We start from the raw sequence: 20806 nt of genomic DNA, 5'->3' as shown, positions 1-20806 counted from the left end.
ACCATCCCGCCCGCCACTCGTCGAAGCCGCGGTCCTCATGATGCCTGCCACGCGTGTCGTTCGTCACATCGTCGCCTGGAGTACCGGTGCAGCCGCCGCAGCTGCGTTCGTTGCATGCGCATCGGCCGCCCGCGCGCAATCCGCGTCCGCGCCGACCGCCTCCCTGCCTGCCTCCCCGCCTGCCGCCGCATCGCAACCCTCGCCCTGCCCGCCCGACTGGGAACCGCAGCTCTGCGAACTGAAGGCCGCGGTCGAAGTGTTGAAGAGGCAGCACCTGACCGACGTCGACCTCGGCGCATTGCTCGACGCCACCGTGCACGACGGGATCAGGACGCTGCCGTACGCGCGCTTCTTCAACGCGAAGGAGCGCCAGCAGCAGCTCGACGACGAGCGCCGCGCGCGCGACGGCACGCCGGGCATCGGCATCGTGTTCGAGACGCGGCCCGACGGGCTGCACATCATCGACGTGATCCCCGACGCGCCCGCCGAGCAGGCCGGCGTGCGGCCCGACGATCTCGTCGTCGCGATGAACGACACGAGCGTCGTCGGCCTCGACAGCAGCGAGGTCGTGAAACTCGCGCAGGGCGACGCGGGCGTGCCGCTGAAGCTCACGGTCCGGCGCGGCCCGAACCATGCAACGCTCACCTTTGCGCCGGTCCGCGCGATCGTCAGGCCGCACCCGGCGACCGCCAGGCGGCTCGCCGGCGACATCCTGTACACGCGGCTGTCGAGCTTCCCGGAGCCGGCGGTCGGCAACACCATCGACGCGGTGCAGGCCGCGCGCCGCGCGGGGCCGCCGGTGACAGGCGTGATCCTCGACCTGCGCATCAACGGCGGCGGCGCGCTCAATGCGGCGATCGGCATCACCGCGCTGTTCGCCGGGCGCGACCGCACCGCGATGGTGACGCTCGAGCGCGACGGCACGAAGCGCCGCCGCTTCACGACCAGCTGGCCCGACTACGAACTGCCGGTCATGCACGGCCAGGATCCGCTCGCGCCGCTGCAGGCCGACGACTGGTGGCGCACCGTGCCGCTCGTCGTGCTCGTGGACGGACAGAGCGCGTCGGCCGCCGAAGCGACCGCGGCGGCCCTGAAGGATCTCGGCCGCGCGCGGCTGCTCGGGATGCCGACCTACGGGAAGGGGCTCGCGCAGACCGGCGTCGACCTGATCGACGGCACGCGCCTGAATTTCACGTTCGCGCGCAACCTGCGGCCGAACGGCTGCCCGATGGACGGCTACGGCGTCGTGCCTGACTGGCTCGTGCCGCCGCGCCGCGACTCGGACGTCGACGGCGTGCTGCTGTGGTACCGCGAAGTCGATCTCGCCCGCGCGCCGTATGCGGACCGGCAGGCGCCCGATCCGTTCGCGCCGGTACGCAAGGCGCGGCAGACACTGCGCGAGCAGCGCGTGCGGGCCAAAGTCGATACGGCGAAGAGCGCGGCGCTGCCGCAGCGCGAATTCGGCACGGCTGCCGACTGGCAGCTCCGGCAGGCGCTCAATGCGCTCGCCGGCCGGCCCGTGCAGACCATCAACGCGCCCGCGCGACTGATGCCGGCGCCGCCGGTATGCGCGCGCGGCGACGACTGACGCGCCGCCGCGCGCCCGATCACCGGAACCCGAACCGCCGGCGCAACACGACCAGCGCCGCGAGGCTCAGCACGGCCGCGAACATCAGGTAGAAGCTCGGCGCGGTCTTCATCCCGGTCGCGCGGATCAGCCACGCGATGATGAACGGCCCGAAGCCGCCGAAGATCGTCACCGCGACGTTATACGCGAGCGACATCCCGGTCGTGCGCGTCTGCACCGGAAACACCTCGGACAGCAGGCCCGGCAGCGCCGCGAAATAGCCGGTCATCAGGACCGCGAGCAGCACCTGCAGCGCGATCAGCGTGCCGAAGCCCGGATGCGCGACCAGGTACGCGAACGCCGGATAGATCAGCACGAGAATGCCGACCGCCGGCGCGAGCATCACGCGCACGCGGCCGTAGCGATCCGACCAGTGGCCGACGAGCGGCGCGAACGCCATCTGTATCACGCCGACGACGAGGATCGCCGCGAACGCGGCGGACGGCGCGAGGCCGAGCTGCTTCACGCCGTAGGTCGGCATGAACAGCACGAGATAGGTCGCGACGGTGCCGAGCACCACCACGCCCATCGCGGCGACGAGCCGCGCCTTGTGCGACGCGAACGTGTCGCGCAACGGGCTCGCGGTGCTTTCGGCCGCGAGGAATTCGGGCGTCTCGTCGACCTTCGAGCGGATGTAGTACGCGACGGGCCCGAGCAGCAGCCCGAAGAAGAACGGGATGCGCCAGCCCCACGCGGCCATCTGGCCGGCCGTGAGCTGCGCGTTCAGCACGGTGCCGAAGCCGGCCGCGAGCAGCGTCGTGAGGCCCTGGCTCGCGACCTGCCAGCTCGCGAAGAAGCCGCGCCGGCCCGGCACGTGCTCGGCCAGGAACGCGGTCGCGCTGCCGAATTCGCCGCCGGCCGAGAAGCCCTGCATCAACCGGGCGGCGACGAGGATCAGCGGTGCCGCGACGCCGATCGTCTGGTACGTCGGCAGCACTGCGATGACCAGCGTGCCGGCCATCATCAGCAGGATCGACAACGTGAGCGCGGCCTTGCGGCCCGCGCGGTCGGCGTACGCGCCGAGCACGATCGCGCCAAGCGGGCGCATGAAGAACGACACGCCGAACGTGCCGAGCGTGAGCAGCAGCGACACGGTGTCGTTGCCGGCCGGAAAGAACAGCTTCGAGATCGTCACCGCGAAGAAGCCGTAGACCACGAGGTCGAACCACTCGAGCGCGTTGCCGATCGACGCGGCGACCACCGCGCGCCACACGCGCGGCGACGTGGCAATGGAGCTGGACTGCGTGACGGCGTGCATCGGCGATCTCCTTGTCGTTATACGTTCTGTCCGACGCGTCCGTTCTCGCGCCGCGAGCTGTGCCGACGATTATAGGCGCGCAAAAAAAACCGCCGCGCCCCCGGAGAACGGGAGCGCGGCGGCGGACACGCGGCGGCCGGCCCGGCCGGGCGCGTTACTGCTGCTTGACGGCTTCGGCCGTGATCAGCAGCTTCGTCTTCATCTTGAAGCCGTACTGCTTGCCGTAGTCGAGGCCGAAATCGTCGCGGCTGAATTCGCCGACCGCATCGACGCCGCACACTTCACGCTTGAGCATCGGATGCGGCATGCACTTGAGCGAGTCGATCTTCAGCGTGACCGGCTTCGTGATGCCATGCATCGTCAGGTTGCCGACCACCGACACCGGCTTGTCGCCGTCGAACTTGATGGTGCCCTTGTAATTCGCCTGCGGGAACTTGGCCGCGTCGAAGAACTCGGCCGTCTGCAGGTGCTCGTCGAGCTTCGCGCTGCCCGTGTGGATCGACGCGACGTCGGTCGTCACGTCGACCGTACCGGTCTTCGCCGCGCGGTCGAGCGTCACGGTGCCGCTCGACTTGTCGAACTTGCCGCGCCAGACCGACAGGCCGCCGAAGTGGTCGGCCTCGAAGCTCGGGTACGTGTGGCTCGGGTCGAACTGGTACGTCGCGCTGTCGGCGAATGCCGAGAACGACAGCGAAGCGGCCAGCGCGCCCGCGGCGATGATCAGATGCTTTTTCAAACGCTTTCTCCTTGGAACAGCGCCGCGCCCTCGCGCGGCATTCGGGTGATGCGACAGCCCGCCGCTTACTTCGCGGCGACGAGATGGAACTTGATCTGCACTTCGTCGGCGACGATCGACGTGTCCTTCCACTCGCCGGTGCCGACGTTGAACGCCGAGCGCTTGATCGGCAGCACGCCGTCGAAAGTCTGCGTCGCGCCGTTCTGCGTGACCGTGACGGGCACCGTGACGGTCTCGGACTTGCCCTTGATCGTCAGCTTGCCGGTCACGTTGTACTTGTTGCCGCCGGCCGGCGCGATCGCCGACGACGCGAAGCTCGCCTGCGGATATGCCTTCGCGTCGAACCAGTCCTTGCCGGTGACCTGCTCGTTGTACATCTTGTCGCCGAGGTCGAAGCTCGCGATGTCGATCGACATTTGCGCGCTGCCCTGCGCGGCCTTCGCCGGGTCGAACTTCACCTGCGCGGAGAACTTCTTGAATGCGCCTTCGGTCGGCACGTTCATCTGCTTCGACACGGCGGACACCTTGCTCTTCGCGAGATCGACGTCGGCATGCGCCGCGGCCGACGCGACAAGTGACACCGCGGCGAACGCGGTCAGCATGGAGCGGGAGAAAGACACGTTCATGGGATCCTTCATTTGGCAGAGGGAAGCATCCGCGACAGCAGGCCGTCGCGGTCCAACAACTGGTGCTTGAGCGCCGCGAGCACGTGCATGGCGACGAGTGCAAGCAGAATGTAATTCAAAGTCACGTGCAGCGTCTTGAAGGTTTCCTTCAGCACCGGATCGGGATCGATCAGGCGCGGCAGCGGCACGATGCCGAGATAGACGACCGGGATGTTCGACGCCGAGCTGTACAGATAGCCGGTCACCGGAATCACGAGCATCAGCACGTACAGCAGCATGTGCACGCCGTGCGACGCCGCGCGCTGCCATGCCGGCGTATTGCCGGGCAGTGCCGGCGACGCGTGGGTCGCCCGCCACAGCACGCGCACGACGGCCAGCACGAACGCCGTCACGCCGATCCACTTGTGCCATGAGAAGTACTTCAGCTTGGTCGGCGTGAAGCCGGGGATGTCGGTCATCACCCAGCCGAGCGCGAAGCCGCAGACGATCAGCAGCGCGATCAGCCAGTGCAGCGCGATCGCGGTCTGCGTATAACGTACCGGCGTGGCCGGCAGCGAATTCGATGCCATCTTGGATCCTCAGTTGAGCGAACAGCTGCGTCGGCAACTTCGACCGACGCTTGTCAAGGGCGCCATGCTACCGCAACCTTTTGTCGCGCGCGGACTCTGAGGACAGGCGCGTCAGCCGGCTGCCATGTTGACGCCATGTTACCGACCGGTCACCCGATAACCGACCGTTGACACGTCGAAAAAGCCGTTTTGGTAAGATTGGCGCGGGTTCCGGCCCCGCCGACGCGTCCCCCGCCCGTCGCACAACCGCTTTTCCCATGCAACGACACGACCTGATTGCCTGCCACGAATGCGACGCACTGTTGCATAAACCGCATCTCGCGCGCCGCGAAATCGCGCGCTGCCCGCGGTGCGATGCGCTGCTTTATCGCGACAGCACCACGCAGATCGAGCGAATCAGCGCGCTTGCGGTCGCGGCGCTCGTCACGTTCGTCATCGCGCAGGCATTCCCGATCCTCGAGATGGACCTGAACGGCACCCGCGTGCAGACGACGCTGATCGGCGCGATCGACGCGCTGTGGCATCAGGACATGGAGGTCGTCGGCGTGATGGTGTTCTGTTCGACCGTGCTCTTCCCGCTCGTCGAGATGGCCGCGCTGCTTTATGTGCTGCTGCCGATCCGCCGGGGCGTCGTGCCGCCGGGCCTCAACCTGGTGCTGCGCACGATCCAGTTCGTGCGGCCGTGGGGGATGATCGAGGTGTTCATGCTTGGCATCCTCGTCACGATCGTGAAGATGGTGAGTCTCGCAAGAGTCGTTCCCGACGCGGCGCTGTTCGCGTTCGGCGCACTGACGCTGATGACCGCCGTCGTGCTGATGTTCGATCCGCGCACGCTGTGGGACATGGCCGACGACCTGCGCGCCGGGCGTCCGCCCGCGCGGCCCGACAACACCGCGCCGCTGCCGGAAGCCCCCCGCCGATGACGATGCCGACCGCCGCCCGCGAGGGCTACGCCAGCTGTCACGCATGCGGGCTCGTGCAGACGATCGACCATCCGCACGCGCATTGCGCGCGCTGCGGCAGCACGCTTCACTTCCGCACGCCGAACAGCATCATGCGCACGTGGGCGCTGCTGATCGCGGCCGCGATCCTCTATATTCCGGCGAACCTGCTGCCGATCTTGCACACGTCATCGATCGTCGGCTCGCAGGAAGACACGATCATGAGCGGCGTCATCTATTTCTGGACATCCGGCGACTGGCCGCTCGCGGTCGTCGTGTTCGTCGCCAGCGTCCTCGTGCCGATGCTCAAGCTCGGCGTGCTGACGATCCTCGTCAGCAGCGCGCAGCGGCGCGCCGCGTGGCGGCCGCTGCAGCGCACGCGCCTGTTCCGGATCGTCGAGCGGATCGGCCGCTGGTCGATGCTCGACATCTTCGTCGTGACGCTCACCGTCGCGCTCGTCCATTTCCGTTCGCTCGCCGTCATCACGGCCGGCCCCGGCGCGCTCGCGTTCGGCTCGGTCGTGATCCTGACGATGCTCGCGTCGATGCAGTTCGATCCCCGCCTGATCTGGGATCCAGTCGAAACCTCAGGGAAACACCATGAATAGTCCGCAAGGCCCGCAGCACGACGCGTCCCGGCCGCCCGATCCGGCGATCTCGACGAAAAGCGGCTGGCTGCCGTCGCTCGTCTGGCTCGTGCCGCTGATCGCCGCGCTGATCGGCATCGGCCTCGTGATCAAGTCCGTGCGCGAGCGCGGCCCGGAAATCTCGATCAGCTTCCACAGCGCGGAAGGCCTCGAGCCGGGCAAGACGCAGGTCAAGTACAAGGACGTCGAGATCGGCATGGTCAAGACGATCAAGCTGTCGAAGGACCTGTCGCGCGTGCTCGTCCAGGTGCAGCTGAAGAAGGAAGCCGAGGACTTCGCGGTCAAGGGCTCGCGCTTCTGGATCGTGCGTCCGCGCATCGGCGCGACCGGCGTGTCGGGGCTCGGCACGCTGCTCTCGGGCGCGTACATCGGCGTCGACGCCGGCCACGGGCAGGACTCGCAGAGCGACTTCACGGGCCTCGAAACCCCGCCGGCCGTGACCGGCGACCAGAAAGGCACGCAGTACGTGCTGCGCGGCGATTCGCTGGGTTCGGTCGACATCGGCTCGCCGATCTACTACCGCCGCGTGCAGGTCGGCCAGGTGGTCGGCTTCTCGCTCGACAAGGACGGCACGGGCGTCACGTTCAACGTGTTCGTCAATGCGCCGTACGACCAGTACGTCGGCGTGAACTCGCGCTGGTGGCAGGCGAGCGGCGTCGACCTGCGGCTCGATTCGAGCGGCCTGAAGCTGAACACGCAGTCGCTCGCGACGGTGATCCTCGGCGGCATCGCGTTCCAGACGCCGCCGAACCAGGACAGCGGCGCGACCGCGCCGAACAACACGACCTTCCGTCTCGGCTCCGACGAGGCCGACGCGATGCGCGACCCGGACGGCCAGCCGCTGCAGGTCGTGATGAACTTCAACCAGTCGCTGCGCGGGCTCGCCGTCGGCGCGCCGGTCGACTTCCGCGGCATCGTGCTTGGCGAAGTGACGAACATCGGCATCGACTTCGATCCGAAGACCAAGAACTTCCTGATGCCGGTGACGATGAACGTGTATCCGGAGCGGCTCGGCCCGCGCTTCCGCGAAACGATCGAGAGCAAGGGCGAACCGGCCCGCCGCGAGATCGTCGAGCGCCTCGTCAGGCACGGGCTGCGCGGCCAGCTGCGCACCGGCAACCTGCTGACGAGCCAGCTGTACGTCGCGCTCGACTTCTTCCCGAAGGCGCCGGCCGTGACGATCGACGCGGCACGCCAGCCGCTCGAGCTGCCGACCGTGCCGAACACGCTCGACGAGCTGCAGCTGCAGGTCGCCGACATTGCGAAGAAGCTCGACAAGGTGCCGTTCGACCAGATCGGCGCGAACCTGAACAGCGCACTCGCGAACGCCGACAAGCTGTTCAAGCAGCTCGACACGCAGGTCGCGCCGGAAGCGCGCGACACGCTGTCGGCCGCGAAGCAGACCTTCTCGACCGCCGAGGCGACGCTGCAGCAGGATTCGCCGCTGCAATCCGACGTGCGCGGCGCGCTGAAGGAGCTCACGCGCACGCTGCAATCGCTGAACGCGCTCGCCGACTATCTGGAGCGCCATCCCGAATCGCTGCTCAAGGGCAAGCCAGGAGACAAACCATGACGACACGCGTGAACGGTTTCGCGGGCGGCGCGGCGGCGGCCTTCGCCGCGCTCGCGCTCGCCGCGTGCAGCTCGCCGCCCGCGCGGTTCTATACGCTGAGCCCGGCAGACGCCGCGGCGCCCGTGCGCACCGCGCCCGCCAACCCGGCGTTCCTGATCGAAGTGCCGTCGGTCGGCGTGCCCGAACAGGTCGCGAAGAACCAGCTCGTCGTGCAGAAGAACGCCGCGCAGGTCGACGTGCTCGAACAGGAGCGCTGGGCCGCGCCGCCCGCCGACGAGATTCGCCGCGCGCTGTCCGACGATCTCGCCGCGCAGCTCGGCACGATCGATGTCGCGAATTCCGCGTACCCGGCCGGCGTGCCCGTCTATCGAATCAGCGTGAACGTGCAGCGCTTCGAGTCGTGGCCCGGCAAGCGTGCGGCGATCGATGCGGTGTGGAGCGTGCGCGCGCTCGGCACGCAGGCGGTGATGACGTGCCGCACGAGCGTCGCCGAACCGGTCGCCGACGGCTACGACGCGCTCGTCGCCGGGCACCGGCGCGCGCTCGACGTGATTGCGTCGCAGGCTGCGTCCGGCGTGCGCGCGCTGGCCGCGCGGCGCGGGGCGACGGCTGCGTCGGCCCCATCCACGACCGCATCCGGCAAGGCGGCGGCGGCCGCGCCCGTCGTGCCCTGCCCGGCCAATCCGACGCCAGGCGGCGACGCCGGCGCGACCGGCAAGTCCGGCGCGTAAGCGTGCGGCGCGCGCGCCGGTGTCCGGTGCATTCGCGCATGCGACTGCATTCGGCACGCGTCGCCCGGTAGCGCTCATCGGCAGCGATCCGCGGGCGCGCGCCGCCGCGCCCGCGAACCGGCCGCCATCGCCGACAAGGCCGATGCTGCACGTCACCCATCGGCCGGACGGCAGCTTTGCACTGTTTGTCAAAATCCGCCGGAACCGGCGCCACGCAGTGCGGTCGGCTTGCGTTTTCGCGGCCGATTGACGATCCTACGCACTTTCCGGCCGGCTCCCCTGTCGTGCGCGCCAGCCGGCGGCGATCCGTTCGCGTCCGGCGCGATCTCCGCATCTCCCGGGGCTCGCACGCAATCCGCGTGCACCGCATCGGGGCAGCCGCATCGCGGGTCGCCGCGCATCGTCCGGCAACGCGACCCGCCTCACCGTTCTCCCCGGCGCCGCGCCGTGTTCCCGGCCGGCATCCCGAACCCGCCCGTCCAGGGCTTTCGCCAATCCGTTTATGTTTCGTTCCCTGACGACCCTGATCAAGAAGTGGCGCGCGTCGCGCAATGCGAGCCACCAGCTCGATGCGCTGCTCGCGCATGCCGACGCGCAAGCGTCGTACGCCGAGCGCAGCGAATGGCTGATCGAGCTCGCGCACTGGCTGCGCCGCAACGGCGCGATGCAGGCCACGCAGGATGCGCCGGCCGAGCGTGATGCCGACACGCGCGTGTACCCGGCGCACGCGCGGCTGCGCTACCTGTTCCACGTGCTCGATCGCAATCCCGCGTGGAAATCGCACGCGGCGCGCATCCTGCGCGGGATCCTGCGCGAATGCGACGGCATCTCGCTGCTGTGCGACGCCGGCATGCCGGTGCACTCCGGCTTCTTCGGCGCGCTGTTCGAGCGGATCGACTCGTCGCTGATTCCGCCCGCGCCGAACCGCCGCGAGCTGACGGCGCTGTTCACGCTGATGTTCCCGGCACCGGAAGACGCGCAATGGATCGATGCGCTGCCCGACGACCTGCTCGCCCGCCTCGCCGAGCTGATCTCGTTCGACGTCACCGACGAAGAACGCCACGAGCCCGGCTCGTTCTCGCGCGACCTGCTGGCCGCGCTGCACAACCTGACCTGCCAGATCAGCTCGACCGGCCTGTCGCAGACGGTGCGCAGCCGCCTGTCCGACGACGACGCGCGCAAGCCGCTCGAAGCGCAGCCGTTCTACCGCCTCACGCGCGCGATGCTCGCGGTCGAGACCGCGCACGCGGCCGCCGAGGACGGCGGCGACGCGAGCAAGCTGCTGCACGAGGTGAACTACCTGCGCGTGCTGCTCGACGAATGCCGGATCGCGGTCGATGACGTGTTCGCGCACCTGTACCGCAATGGCGTGTCGGTCGACATCGTGTTCCAGGTCGAACGGATGCGCATGCGCATCCTGCGCGCGGAAACGCTGCTCAACGCGTGGATGGCACGCGACGACCTGCGCGGGATGGCGCGCCTGACGGCCGAGCTCGTCGACGCGAACCAGAACAGCCAGAGCGTCACGCACCTCGTGCGCAGCAACTTCTCGCTGTTCGCGCGCAAGCTCGTCGAGACCAACGCGGACACCGGCGAGCACTACATCTCGCGCGGCCGCGCCGAGTACCTGAAGATGCTGCGGATGGCCGCGGGCGGCGGCCTCGTCACCGTCGCGACCGTGTGCGTGAAGTTCGCGATCACGGGCGCGCACCTGCAGTCGATGCTCGAAGGGCTGCTCGCGGGCGTCAACTACGCGGCGAGCTTCATGCTGATGCACTTCCTGCACTTCACGCTCGCGACCAAGCAGCCCGCGATGACCGCGCCGACGCTCGCGCGCGAGCTCGATGACACCGGTCACGAGGAAGGCGTGAAGGCGTTCGTCGCGTCGGTGATCGCGCTGATCCGCACGCAGGCCGCGGCGATCTCCGGCAACGTGCTCGTCGTGCTGCCCGTGTGCCTGCTCGTGCAGCTGTTCGCGGGCAACCTGCTGCACGCGAACCTGATCTCGCCGGACAAGGCGCACGCGACGCTGCATTCGTTCTCGCTGCTGGGCCCGACGCCGCTCTACGCGGCGCTCACGGGCGTGCTGCTGTGGGCGTCGAGCCTGCTCGCGGGCTGGGCCGACAACTGGTTCGTGCTGCACCGGGTCGGCGACGCGCTCGCGTACAACCGCCGGCTGCGGATCACGCTCGGTGCGTCGGGCGCCGCGAAGCTCGCGCACTTCTGCCGGTCGAACGTCGCGGGCGTGGTCGCCAACGTCGGTCTCGGCCTGATGCTCGGCCTGATCCCGGCGATCGTCACCGTGTTCCTGTTCCCGTTCGAAGTGCGGCACGTGACGCTGTCGGCCGGCTCGATCGGAATCGCGCTCGGCGTGCTCGGCAAGGATGCACTGGGCACGCCAGAGCTGTGGTGGGCCTGCGCCGGCGTGCTGAGCATGGCGGTCCTCAACGTGCTCGTGAGCTTCGCGCTCGCGTTTACGATGGCCGTGCGCTCGCGCAGCCTGCGCCGCGCCAAGGTGCGCGCGCTGGTCGGCGCGATCGTCCGCACTGTGCTGTCGAAGCCGTCCGCGCTGTTCTGGCCGGCCGGTGGAACGGCCGCGCGGGCCGGCCAGCCGGGCTCGCACTGACCGTCTGACGGCGCCGCGCCGCCCGGGCGGGCGCCGCCGCACGGGCCCTGGCGGCGCGCCGTCACGGCCGGTGCGCCCTCGGCGGCGTCCCAAATCGGACCCAACGCCGGCTCCGGCCGCCCGCGCCGCGTACAATGGTGGACTTTTGCACGTCCTCACCCGCCTTATGTCCTCGCCCACCCTGTACGAATTCTTCGCTCCCTGCCCGCGCGGCCTCGAAGCGGCGCTTGCCGCCGAGCTGGCCGAAATCGCCGGCCGCCATCTGGACGGCGCGCCGTTCACCCCGGGCGCGCAGGTGCCGGGCGGCGTGCATTTCCGCGGCGGCTGGGCCGCCGGCATGGCCGCGAACCTCCATTCGCGGATCGCGAGCCGGATCCTGCTGAAGATCGCGCACCGCCCGTACCGCAACGAACAGGACGTCTACGCGCTCGCGCTCGAGCAGCCGTGGGAACGCTGGTTCGCGTCGACGCAGACGCTGCGCGTCGACATCACCGCGATCAAGTCGCCGCTGAAGAGCCTCGAATTCGCGACGCTGCGCGTGAAGGACGCGATCTGCGACCGGATGCGCGACAAGACCGGCTCGCGGCCGAGCATCGACACCGGGGCGCCGGACGTGCGCGTGTTCGCGTTCCTGACGGCCACCGAGTGCACGCTGTACCTCGATACGTCGGGCGAGCCGCTGTTCAAGCGCGGCTGGCGTCTCGACAAGGGCGCGGCGCCGCTGCGCGAGAACCTCGCGGCCGGCATCCTGCGCCTGACGGGCTGGACGCCCGGCACGCCGCTGTACGATCCGATGTGCGGCAGCGGCACGTTCCTCGCGGAAGCCGCACAGATCGCGCTCGGCGTCGCACCGGGCGTCGAGCGCCGCTTCGGCTTCGAAAAGCTCAAGCAGTACGACATCACCGCCTGGCAGGGCCTGAAGGTCGCGGCGCTCGACGCGAAGCGCGCGGCGCGCGGCAAGCGCGATGCGCTCGGCGTGTACGGCAGCGACATCTCGGGCGACATGCTCGAGAAGGCGCGCGCGAACCTCGAACGCGCGGGCGTGCCGTCGGTATGGCTCAAGCAGGTCGACGCGCGCGGGATGACGCCGCCGTGCGACGGCCCGGGCATCATCCTCGCGAACCCGCCGTACGGCGAGCGGATCGAGGTGCGCGGCCGCAGCGCGCGCGGCGAGGTACGCGAGACGGGCCGCAACCGCGGCAACGACGACGCGTTCCGCCGCACGCACACCGACGCGCCGGACAGCGAGTTCTTCAACGCGCTCGGCGATGCGCTCAAGCAGCGCTTCACGGGCTGGCAGGCGTTCCTGCTGACGTCGGACCGGTCGCTGCCGGGCCAGCTGCGGCTGCGCGAATCGGCGAAGACGCCGCTGTTCAACGGCGCGCTCGAATGCCGGCTGTTCCGCTTCGACCTGATCGCCGGCAGCGTGAAGGCACGCCCGGCCGCGCCGGAAGGCGACGCCTGACGCGCGAAGCGGCCGCTGCGGCCGCCTGCTGACACCCAGAAGATGCCCGGCCAATCGGCCGGGCATTTTTCTTTCCGCCGCACCCATGCGGGTGGCGCCACGCGTGCCGCTCCGCCACTGTCACGCCGCTGAGGTTTCGCACGGCTCTTGCGCCGGCGAAGCTGCCTTTTGTCAGCCCCGCCGTGACTACTGACAGCACGCTGTCAGCAGCCCCCCGTCACACTGCAATCCCGGCGCAATGCAAGGCTGGTTTCCATCAAGAACCCGAACAAGACAAGGAGCTCGTCATGACGTCCGCAACTGCAACCGCAACCGCAACGCTGGAACGCGCGATCGCGTGGTTCGACATCCCGTCCCTCGATTTCGACCGGGCGATCCGTTTCTACGAAACCGTGCTGCAAACGACGCTGCAGCGCGAAGTCATCGGCGGCGTGCCGATGGCCGTGTTCGATCACGAAGCGTCGAGCACGGGCGGCAGCATCGTGTTCGATCCGCAGCAGATGAAGCCGAGCGCGAACGGCGTGCTCGTGTACCTGAACGCCGGCGAGTCGGTCGTCGCGGCGCTCGAGCGCGCGAAACGCGCGGGCGGCGTCGTGCAGGGCTCGGTCGTCGAGCTGCCGAACAACTACGGCTACATCGGCTACCTGATCGATACCGAAGGCAACCGCGTCGGCCTGCACGCACCGAAATGCCACTGAGCGCGTCCACGATCCGGCCGGCGCGGGGCTATCATCGCGAAGTCCCCCTAGCCGCTGGAGTCGAGGTGCAGCCATGACGCGCCGTGCCGACCGCCTGTTCCAGATCGCCGAGCTGCTGCGCGGGCGGCGTCTCACGACCGCGCAGCAGCTCGCCGACTGGCTGTCGGTGTCGCCGCGCACGGTCTATCGCGACGTGCGCGACCTGCAACTGTCAGGGGTGCCGATCGAAGGCGAAGCCGGCATCGGCTACCGGCTGAACCGCAACGCGAGCCTGCCGCCGCTCACGTTCACGGCCGAGGAACTCGCGGCGCTCGCGGTCGGCGCGAGGATGCTCGAGACCTGGGGCGGCGCGCGCTTCGCGGGCGGTGCGCGGTCGGCACTCGCGAAGATCGCGTCGGCGATGCCGGCCGACAAGCGCACCGCGCTCGACCGCCTGCCGGTGTTCGCGCCGTCGTTCCACATCGACGAAACGTTCTGCGCGAAGGTCGACGCGATCCACCAGGCGGTCGACACGCACCACATCGTCAGCTTCGACTACCGCGACCGGCTCGGCGCGCACACGCAGCGCCGCGTGTGGCCGCTCGGGCTCGTCTACTGGGGCGGACGCTGGACGATCGGCGCGTGGTGCGAGCTGCGCGACGACTTCCGCACCTTCGACATCGCGCGAATGGGCGACATCACCGTGCACGAGCAGTTTCCGGACATGGAAGGCCGGCGGATCGCCGACTACATGCGAATCGCGGAAGCGCCGATGCGCTGACGCGCGCGGCGCCGAGCGACAGCTTCACCGCTTCGGCATGCGCGGGCACGTCGGCAATGGCGGCAGCAGGCGGCAAGCCCGCCCCCGCCCCGCCGCCATTCGTGCGCCGGGGCGTCCGCGCGCCGATAACGCCCGTCACTCCCCGAACACCACTGACCGCTTCGGCCGCTCGTCGACGTGCAGCGAAAACACGTCGGCGCGCGCATAGTGCCCCACGACGTCGAAGTCGTAACGCGCACGCACGAGCTCATCGGTATCGATGCGCGCGGTCACGAGCCCGGCCTCGCCGATCAGCGGCTCCGTCAGCAGGTCGCCGAGCGGCCCGACGATCACGCTGCCGCCGCGGATCAGCGGCCGCTCGGGATCCCACCCCGGCACGTCGATGCCGAGCGCACGCGGCGACGGCTGCACCTGGCACGCGCTCACGACGAAGCAGCGTCCCTCGTGCGCGATGTGCCGCATCGAGCTTTGCCACAGGTCGCGCTCGTCGACGGTCGGCGCGCACCAGATCTGCACGCCTTTCGCGTACATCGCGCAGCGCAGCAGCGGCATGTGGTTCTCCCAGCAGATCGCGGCGCCTGCGCGGCCCGCGGCCGTGTCGACCACCGGCAGCGTCGAGCCGTCGCCCTGCCCCCAGATCAGCCGCTCGGTGCCGGTCGGCATCAGCTTGCGGTGCTTCGCGACGAGCCCGTCGCGCGGATCGAAGAACAGCGCCGTGCAGTACAGCGTGCTGCCGCCGCGCTCGATCACGCCGACCACGAGGCTCGCGCCCGTGCACTGCGACAGCGCGGCCAGTTCGTCGGTTTCGGGCCCCGGCACGTCGATCGCCTGCGCGGCATAGCGCGCGTACGCGTCGCGGCCCTCGGGCAACCGGTAGCCGAGCCGCGTGCCGAAGATCTCGCCTTTCGGGTAGCCGCCGAGCACGGCCTCGGGCAGCACGACGAGCGACGCGCCGCTGTCGCGGATCGCGGTTTCGTAGCCGAGGATCGTGTCGAGCGTGGCGCGCGTGCCGGCGGGCGATGCGCCGATCTGCAGCGCGGCGATGACTGAGGTGGACATGAAGACGTCTCCAGTGAGTGGGGTGACGCCATCTTTGTCGATATCATTTCATCGATCAAATCGATACAACGATAACTGACATGAATTCAGATGATATCGCCGGACTCGACCTGAACCTGCTGAAAGTGTTCGAGGCGCTGTACGAGGAAGGCGGCGCGAGCCGCGCGGCGCTGCGGCTCGGCCTCACGCAGTCGGCCGTCAGCGCGGCGCTCGCCCGGCTGCGCGTGATCTATGCCGATCCGCTGTTCGTGCGCACCGGCCGCGGGCTCGCACCGACGCCGCGCGCGGACGAACTGAAGCCGATCCTGTCCGATGCGCTCGACCGCTGCCGCGAAAGCCTCGCGATCGCGGCCGATAGCGGCGAGCGCGTCGGCCGCACGATCTCGATCGGGCTGTCGGACGACTTCGAGATCGCACTCGGCCGCGCGCTGATCGACGCGGTCGCGCGGGAAGCCGCGGGCATCCGGCTGATCTTCCGGCAAACGCACAGCGGCATCGCCGGCGACGCACTGCTGCGGCACGGCGTCGATCTCGCGATCGCGTCGGGCGGGTTTTCGGCCAACGGCCTCAGCCGGCGCGCGGTCGCGACGGGCGGCTACGCGTGCCTGGTCGATCCGGCCGGCCGCGCGCGCTCGCCGCGCACGCTCGCGCTCGCCGATTTCCTGCAGCGCGATCACCTGCTCGTGTCGTCGGGCGGCGTGATCGGGATCGTCGACGAGGCGCTGGCCGCACTCGGCCACAAACGGCGCGTCGCGGCCTCGACCACGCACTTCGCGGCGCTGCCGTACCTGCTCGCCGGTTCCGACGCGGTGGCAACGATCCCCGCGCACGCCGCACGCGCGATCGCGCAATCGACGTCGCTGCGCGCGCTCGCGTGCCCGGTCGAGCTGCCGCGCTACCCGGTGGAGATCGGCTGGCGCACGAGCACGCAGCGCGATCCGGCGATCGTGCGCGTGCGGGACACGATCGCCGCCTGCGTCGCGACGATCGTCGCGCCGTGAAAAAACGGGGCATGATTGAACCGCTACCGGTTCGGCCCTGCCGCCGGGGCCGCTCGCCGATCGAGGCAGGCCACACCGCCGATACCCGATACGTGTCGCGGCGAATGGGGCGCCCGTCACCGCCGTGCCCATGAAATGACCAGGGTCGGATTCGTCTGACGATGCGGCCGGCAGCGTCCGGGCGCAACCGGTAAAATGCCGAACCATGAAACCCGAAATCTGGACCCCGCATGTGACCGTCGCGGCGCTCGTCGAGCGCGCCGGCCGCTTTCTCGTGATCGAGGAAGAAACCTCGACGGGCCTGCGCATCAACCAGCCAGCCGGCCATCTCGAAGCCGGCGAGACGCTCGCCGACGCCGTGATCCGCGAGACGCTCGAGGAAACCGCGCATCCGTTCGTCCCCGACGCGCTCGTCGGCGTCTATCTCGCGCACTACGACCGCCCCGGCACCGCCGGCGCGACCTACCTGCGCTTCACGTTCTGCGGCACGGCCGGTGAGCCGCTGCCGGGCCACACGCTCGACGACGGCATCGTCCGCGCGCTGTGGATGAGCGCCGACGAACTGCGCGCGTGCAGCGAACGCCACCGCTCGCCGGCGGTGATGCGCTGCGTCGACGACTATCTCGCCGGGCGGCGGATTCCGCTCGATTTCGTGCATACGCATTCGGTCGCGCCGCGTCCGGACGCATTCGACCGTCAGGCGGTAAACAAATGAGCAAGCGCCGTGTAGTAGTGGGCATGTCGGGCGGCGTCGATTCGTCGGTGACCGCGTGGCTGCTGAAGGAACAGGGGTACGACGTGGTCGGCCTGTTCATGAAGAACTGGGAAGACGACGACGACGGCGAATACTGCTCGACGCGCCAGGACTGGATCGACGTCGTGTCGGTCGCCGACCTGATCGGCATCGACGTGGAAGCCGTGAACTTCGCGGCCGAATACAAGGACCGCGTGTTCGCCGAATTCCTGCGCGAATACTCGGCCGGCCGCACGCCGAACCCGGACGTGCTGTGCAACGCCGAGATCAAGTTCAAGGCGTTCCTCGATCACGCGATGTCGCTCGACGCGGAAATGATCGCGACCGGCCACTACGCGCGCGTACGCGAGCGCGACGGTCGCTTCGAACTGCTGAAGGCATTCGATCATACGAAAGACCAGTCGTACTTCCTGCACCGGCTGAACCAGGCGCAGCTGTCGAAGACGATGTTCCCGCTCGGCGAGATTCCGAAGACGAAGGTGCGCGAGATCGCCGCGCAGATCGGCCTGCCGAACGCGAAGAAGAAGGACTCGACCGGCATCTGCTTCATCGGCGAACGGCCGTTCCGCGACTTCCTGAACCGCTATCTTCCGACGAAGCCGGGCCCGATGAAGACGCCGGACGGCAAGGTGGTCGGCGAGCACATCGGCCTCGCGTTCTACACCTTCGGCCAGCGCAAGGGCATCGGCCTCGGCGGCAGCAAGGACGGCAGCGGCGAGCCGTGGTTCGTCGCCGCGAAGGACATCGCGTCGAACACGCTGTACGTCGTGCAGGGCCACGACCATCCGTGGCTGCTGTCGCGCGAGCTCGTCGCCGGCAACGTGAGCTGGGTCGCGGGCGAGCCGCCGGCCGACGGCTTCTCGTGCGGCGCGAAGACGCGCTACCGGCAGGCCGATGCCGCATGCTCGTTCGGCCGGGCCGCGCTCGGCCAGGCCGACGAAGGACGCTTCTCGCTCACGTTCGACGACGCGCAATGGGCGGTCACGCCCGGCCAGTCGGCCGTGCTGTACGAGGGCGAGATCTGCCTCGGCGGCGGCATCATCGAGTTCGCGGCCACCGGCCAGCCCGGCCAGACGGCGCCGGTACCGGCGGCAGCCCACGCGGGCGCGCTCGCCGAAGCACGCTGACATCCATTCGGTTTAGACTTGCGGCACGCCGCGCCCGGCGGAACACGATTCCGCCGCGGCCGCGGCGCGCCGCCCTCGCAGCGTACGCATGGCGGCATTTCAAGATGCTTACGGAGCCCCCATGCTTTCACGACGCTACCTCGCGATGTGGTGTGCCGTCCTGCTGCTCGTTGCGGCGGCCGCACTCGCGTCGATCCACGTGCTTCCCTGGCTGTGGATCATCCTCCCCGTCGCCCTCGTCGCACTCGGCCTGTACGACCTGAAGCAAGACCGCCACGCGATCCTGCGCAACTACCCGCTCTGGGGCCATTTCCGCTTCCTGTTCGAATTCATCCGCCCCGAGATCCGCCAGTATTTCGTCGAGGACGACACCGACGAGAAGCCGTTCTCGCGCGCCCAGCGCAGCCTCGTCTACCAGCGCGCGAAGAACGTCGCCGACAACCGCCCGTACGGCACCGAACTGAACGTGAAGGCCGTCGCGCACGAATGGATCAGCCACTCGCTCGCGCCGACGAAGCTGCCGAACCACGACTTCCGCATCCGGGTCGGCGCGAACCGCGCGCAACCATACGACATCTCGATCTTCAACATCTCGGCGATGAGCTTCGGCTCGCTGTCCGCGAACGCGATCCGCTCGCTGAACCTCGGCGCGAAGAAAGGCGGGTTCGCGCACGACACGGGCGAAGGCTCGCTGTCGAAATATCACCGCGAGAACGGCGGTGACATCATCTGGGAAATCGCGTCCGGCTACTTCGGCTGCCGCAACGAGGACGGCACGTTCAACCCGGACAAGTTCGCGAAGCAGGCCGCCGATCCGCAGGTCAAGATGATCGAGGTCAAGCTGTCGCAAGGCGCGAAGCCCGGCCACGGCGGCGTGCTGCCGGCCGCGAAGATCACGCCGGAGATCGCCGAGACGCGCGGCGTGCCGATGGGCAAGGACTGCATCTCGCCCGCGACGCACTCGGAATTCTCGACGCCGCGCGGGCTGCTCGAATTCGTCGAGCGGCTGCGCACGCTGTCGGGCGGCAAGCCGACCGGCTTCAAGCTGTGCATCGGCCATCCGTGGGAATTCTTCGGGATCGCGAAGGCGATGACCGAGACGGGCATCGTGCCCGACTTCATCGTCGTCGACGGCGCGGAAGGCGGCACCGGCGCGGCGCCGCTCGAATTCACCGACCATGTCGGCGTGCCGCTGCAGGAAGGGCTGCTGCTGGTCCACAACACGCTCGTCGGGATCGGCGTGCGCGACCGCGTGAAGCTCGGCGCGAGCGGCAAGATCATCACCGCGTTCGACATCGCGCGCACGCTCGCGATCGGCGCGGACTGGGTGAACTCGGCGCGCGGCTTCATGTTCGCGGTCGGCTGCATCCAGGCGCAGCACTGCCACACCGACCGCTGCCCGACCGGCGTCGCCACCCAGGATCCGGTGCGCCAGCGCGCCCTCGTCGTGCCGGACAAGGCCGAGCGCGTGTACAACTTCCACCGCAATACGCTGCATGCGCTGCAGGAACTCGTGCAGGCGGCCGGCCTCGGCCATCCGTCCGAGCTGCGCGCGCATCACATCGTGCAGCGCGTCGCGCCGCACGAGGTACGGCTGATGTCGCAGCTGCTGAAGTACCTGAAGCCCGGCGCGCTGCTCGACGGCCAGACCTGCGGCTATACGCTGTACGACAAGTGGTGGCCGATCGCGCGCAGCGATTCGTTCGTGCTCGGCGAGACCGTTTACACGTCGATCGAGTAACGCGTGATACGCGCGACCGCCCGTCGCCCGGGCGATCCGCCAAAAAGAAAAGCGCCTCGCGGGGCGCTTTTCTTTTGTTTGCACGATCCGCGGCCGGCAGCCGGTCAGACTTGCGGCAGCGTGTCGGCGAACGTCTGCCGCTGCGACAGCTTCACGAAATGCTTGTCGAGGTTCGGATGGCGGTCGCGCCAGTCGAGTTCGGGCATCCGGAAGTCGAGGTAGCCGAGCGCGCAGCCGAGCGCGATGTCGGCGAGCGTGTAATGATTACCGACGCACCACGTCTTGCCGCCGAGGCCCTGCGACATCGCGACGAGGGCGTCGTCGATCTTGCGCTGCTGGCGCGCGATCCAGCTCGCGCTGCGCTGTGCTTCTTCACGCAACGTGTGTTCGAGACGGATCGCCACGGCCGCGTCGAGCACGCCGTCGCCCAGCGCTTCCCAGCAACGCACCTCGACGCGCTCGCGCCCCGACGGCGGAATCAGCTTGCCGACCGGCGACAGCGTATCGACGTATTCGCAGATCACGCGGGAATCGAACACCGCGGCCCCATCCTCCATCACGAGACACGGGACCTTGCCGAGCGGATTCGATGCATGAATGTCCGTCTCCGGCGCCCACACGTTCTCGAGCTCCAGCTTGTAGTCGATCTTCTTTTCAGCAAGCACGATCCGCGCCTTTCGGACGTACGGGCTGCTGAGCGAACCGATTAATTTCATCATCTGCCTTTTTAAGGGAACCGCCGAGAGTATAAGTTGTCGCCGATCATAACCGGCCGGCGCGGCCGGGTAGGAAATCGCCCGTCCGGCCTGTGGATGGTTTGCAACAGCCGTCGCCGAGCCCCGTCCGGCGCTGCTTGCGGCCGCGGCT

19 protein-coding genes are annotated in these 20806 nt (G+C 69.0%); 13 read left to right on the top strand and 6 right to left on the bottom strand.

Annotated features, from left to right (window positions below; all coding sequences use genetic code 11):
* The first annotated feature begins 37 nt into the window (after nt 1-37).
* Nucleotides 38-1588 carry a S41 family peptidase gene (locus DIE22_RS08120; RefSeq protein ID WP_124604842.1) on the top strand — a complete coding sequence of 517 codons (1551 nt, stop codon included), beginning with the start codon at nt 38-40 and terminating at the stop codon, nt 1586-1588.
* A gap of 19 nt (nt 1589-1607) precedes the next feature.
* Here DIE22_RS08120 and DIE22_RS08115 read toward each other — a convergent pair whose 3' ends face one another.
* The 4 genes from DIE22_RS08115 to DIE22_RS08100 form a co-directional block, all read right to left on the bottom strand.
* On the bottom strand, nt 1608-2885 hold the full coding sequence (locus DIE22_RS08115) for an MFS transporter (RefSeq protein ID WP_124604841.1): 1278 nt from the start codon (nt 2883-2885) through the stop codon (nt 1608-1610).
* Between the two features lie 154 nt (nt 2886-3039).
* Nucleotides 3040-3621: a YceI family protein gene (locus DIE22_RS08110; RefSeq protein ID WP_124498226.1), complete on the bottom strand. Its 582-nt coding sequence runs from the start codon at nt 3619-3621 to the stop codon at nt 3040-3042.
* Between the two features lie 65 nt (nt 3622-3686).
* Nucleotides 3687-4247, bottom strand: a complete 561-nt coding sequence (locus DIE22_RS08105; RefSeq protein WP_124498225.1) for a YceI family protein — start codon at nt 4245-4247, stop codon at nt 3687-3689.
* A gap of 8 nt (nt 4248-4255) precedes the next feature.
* Entirely contained in the window at nt 4256-4816 is a 561-nt protein-coding gene (locus tag DIE22_RS08100; protein WP_124498224.1) for a cytochrome b, read from the bottom strand.
* Between the two features lie 257 nt (nt 4817-5073).
* Between DIE22_RS08100 and DIE22_RS08095 the strand changes: the two genes are divergently transcribed.
* The 8 genes from DIE22_RS08095 to DIE22_RS08060 all read left to right on the top strand — a co-directional run bounded on the left by DIE22_RS08095 (nt 5074) and on the right by DIE22_RS08060 (nt 14257).
* The gene (locus tag DIE22_RS08095; protein WP_124498223.1) at nt 5074-5739 is read left to right on the top strand and encodes a paraquat-inducible protein A; all 666 of its coding nucleotides are present in this window, start codon (nt 5074-5076) and stop codon (nt 5737-5739) included.
* Nucleotides 5736-6365: a paraquat-inducible protein A gene (locus tag DIE22_RS08090; RefSeq protein ID WP_124498222.1), complete on the top strand. Its 630-nt coding sequence runs from the start codon at nt 5736-5738 to the stop codon at nt 6363-6365. Before DIE22_RS08095 ends, DIE22_RS08090 begins: the two co-directional genes overlap by 4 nt.
* Nucleotides 6358-7977 carry an intermembrane transport protein PqiB gene (locus tag DIE22_RS08085; protein WP_124498221.1) on the top strand — a complete coding sequence of 540 codons (1620 nt, stop codon included), beginning with the start codon at nt 6358-6360 and terminating at the stop codon, nt 7975-7977. Before DIE22_RS08090 ends, DIE22_RS08085 begins: the two co-directional genes overlap by 8 nt.
* Nucleotides 7974-8708 carry a membrane integrity-associated transporter subunit PqiC gene (locus DIE22_RS08080; protein WP_124604840.1) on the top strand — a complete coding sequence of 245 codons (735 nt, stop codon included), beginning with the start codon at nt 7974-7976 and terminating at the stop codon, nt 8706-8708. Before DIE22_RS08085 ends, DIE22_RS08080 begins: the two co-directional genes overlap by 4 nt.
* 502 nt (nt 8709-9210) lie before the next feature.
* Nucleotides 9211-11334, top strand: a complete 2124-nt coding sequence (locus tag DIE22_RS08075; RefSeq protein ID WP_124498219.1) for a site-specific recombinase — start codon at nt 9211-9213, stop codon at nt 11332-11334.
* Between the two features lie 166 nt (nt 11335-11500).
* A complete protein-coding gene (locus DIE22_RS08070) occupies nt 11501-12799 on the top strand; it encodes a class I SAM-dependent RNA methyltransferase (RefSeq protein WP_124604839.1) in 1299 nt (432 codons plus the stop codon).
* Between the two features lie 287 nt (nt 12800-13086).
* The gene (locus tag DIE22_RS08065; RefSeq protein ID WP_124498217.1) at nt 13087-13497 is read left to right on the top strand and encodes a VOC family protein; all 411 of its coding nucleotides are present in this window, start codon (nt 13087-13089) and stop codon (nt 13495-13497) included.
* Nucleotides 13498-13570: 73 nt separating this feature from the next.
* Entirely contained in the window at nt 13571-14257 is a 687-nt protein-coding gene (locus DIE22_RS08060) for a YafY family protein (protein WP_124498216.1), read from the top strand.
* A gap of 135 nt (nt 14258-14392) precedes the next feature.
* On the opposite strand, the gene DIE22_RS08055 is transcribed toward DIE22_RS08060, so the two are convergent.
* A complete protein-coding gene (locus tag DIE22_RS08055) occupies nt 14393-15316 on the bottom strand; it encodes a carbon-nitrogen hydrolase family protein (RefSeq protein ID WP_124498215.1) in 924 nt (307 codons plus the stop codon).
* An 80-nt stretch (nt 15317-15396) separates the two neighbouring features.
* On the opposite strand from DIE22_RS08055, the gene DIE22_RS08050 reads away from it, so the two are divergent.
* The 4 genes from DIE22_RS08050 to DIE22_RS08035 all read left to right on the top strand — a co-directional run bounded on the left by DIE22_RS08050 (nt 15397) and on the right by DIE22_RS08035 (nt 19939).
* A complete protein-coding gene (locus tag DIE22_RS08050; RefSeq protein ID WP_124498214.1) occupies nt 15397-16317 on the top strand; it encodes a LysR family transcriptional regulator in 921 nt (306 codons plus the stop codon).
* A 205-nt stretch (nt 16318-16522) separates the two neighbouring features.
* Nucleotides 16523-17032 (top strand): NUDIX hydrolase, encoded by a 510-nt coding sequence (locus DIE22_RS08045; protein WP_124498213.1) that lies wholly within the window; start codon nt 16523-16525, stop codon nt 17030-17032.
* Complete coding sequence (mnmA, locus tag DIE22_RS08040; RefSeq protein WP_124498212.1) at nt 17029-18198, top strand: tRNA 2-thiouridine(34) synthase MnmA; 1170 nt, start codon at nt 17029-17031, stop codon at nt 18196-18198. Before DIE22_RS08045 ends, mnmA begins: the two co-directional genes overlap by 4 nt.
* A gap of 121 nt (nt 18199-18319) precedes the next feature.
* Nucleotides 18320-19939, top strand: a complete 1620-nt coding sequence (locus DIE22_RS08035; RefSeq protein ID WP_124604838.1) for an FMN-binding glutamate synthase family protein — start codon at nt 18320-18322, stop codon at nt 19937-19939.
* A gap of 104 nt (nt 19940-20043) precedes the next feature.
* On the opposite strand, the gene DIE22_RS08030 is transcribed toward DIE22_RS08035, so the two are convergent.
* Nucleotides 20044-20658, bottom strand: a complete 615-nt coding sequence (locus tag DIE22_RS08030; RefSeq protein ID WP_124498210.1) for a glutathione S-transferase family protein — start codon at nt 20656-20658, stop codon at nt 20044-20046.
* Nucleotides 20659-20806 lie beyond the last annotated feature (148 nt).

This window comes from Burkholderia sp. Bp9142, from assembly GCF_003853415.1.
In the GTDB taxonomy this organism is placed as follows: Bacteria; Pseudomonadota; Gammaproteobacteria; order Burkholderiales; family Burkholderiaceae; genus Burkholderia.
This window is presented reverse-complemented; position numbering and strand designations above follow the sequence as displayed.

What these genes read in the sequence shown, in the direction of transcription:
- DIE22_RS08120 (WP_124604842.1), top strand. Translation starts at nt 38, where the DNA reads ATGATGCCTGCCACGCGTGTCGTTCGTCACATCGTCGCCTGGAGTACC.
- DIE22_RS08115 (WP_124604841.1), bottom strand. Translation starts at nt 2,885, where the DNA reads ATGCACGCCGTCACGCAGTCCAGCTCCATTGCCACGTCGCCGCGCGTG.
- DIE22_RS08105 (WP_124498225.1), bottom strand. Translation starts at nt 4,247, where the DNA reads ATGAACGTGTCTTTCTCCCGCTCCATGCTGACCGCGTTCGCCGCGGTG.
- DIE22_RS08100 (WP_124498224.1), bottom strand. Translation starts at nt 4,816, where the DNA reads ATGGCATCGAATTCGCTGCCGGCCACGCCGGTACGTTATACGCAGACC.
- DIE22_RS08095 (WP_124498223.1), top strand. Translation starts at nt 5,074, where the DNA reads ATGCAACGACACGACCTGATTGCCTGCCACGAATGCGACGCACTGTTG.
- DIE22_RS08090 (WP_124498222.1), top strand. Translation starts at nt 5,736, where the DNA reads ATGACGATGCCGACCGCCGCCCGCGAGGGCTACGCCAGCTGTCACGCA.
- DIE22_RS08085 (WP_124498221.1), top strand. Translation starts at nt 6,358, where the DNA reads ATGAATAGTCCGCAAGGCCCGCAGCACGACGCGTCCCGGCCGCCCGAT.
- DIE22_RS08080 (WP_124604840.1), top strand. Translation starts at nt 7,974, where the DNA reads ATGACGACACGCGTGAACGGTTTCGCGGGCGGCGCGGCGGCGGCCTTC.
- DIE22_RS08075 (WP_124498219.1), top strand. Translation starts at nt 9,211, where the DNA reads ATGTTTCGTTCCCTGACGACCCTGATCAAGAAGTGGCGCGCGTCGCGC.
- DIE22_RS08070 (WP_124604839.1), top strand. Translation starts at nt 11,501, where the DNA reads ATGTCCTCGCCCACCCTGTACGAATTCTTCGCTCCCTGCCCGCGCGGC.
- DIE22_RS08065 (WP_124498217.1), top strand. Translation starts at nt 13,087, where the DNA reads ATGACGTCCGCAACTGCAACCGCAACCGCAACGCTGGAACGCGCGATC.
- DIE22_RS08060 (WP_124498216.1), top strand. Translation starts at nt 13,571, where the DNA reads ATGACGCGCCGTGCCGACCGCCTGTTCCAGATCGCCGAGCTGCTGCGC.
- DIE22_RS08055 (WP_124498215.1), bottom strand. Translation starts at nt 15,316, where the DNA reads ATGTCCACCTCAGTCATCGCCGCGCTGCAGATCGGCGCATCGCCCGCC.
- DIE22_RS08050 (WP_124498214.1), top strand. Translation starts at nt 15,397, where the DNA reads ATGAATTCAGATGATATCGCCGGACTCGACCTGAACCTGCTGAAAGTG.
- DIE22_RS08045 (WP_124498213.1), top strand. Translation starts at nt 16,523, where the DNA reads ATGAAACCCGAAATCTGGACCCCGCATGTGACCGTCGCGGCGCTCGTC.
- mnmA (WP_124498212.1), top strand. Translation starts at nt 17,029, where the DNA reads ATGAGCAAGCGCCGTGTAGTAGTGGGCATGTCGGGCGGCGTCGATTCG.
- DIE22_RS08035 (WP_124604838.1), top strand. Translation starts at nt 18,320, where the DNA reads ATGCTTTCACGACGCTACCTCGCGATGTGGTGTGCCGTCCTGCTGCTC.
- DIE22_RS08030 (WP_124498210.1), bottom strand. Translation starts at nt 20,658, where the DNA reads ATGATGAAATTAATCGGTTCGCTCAGCAGCCCGTACGTCCGAAAGGCG.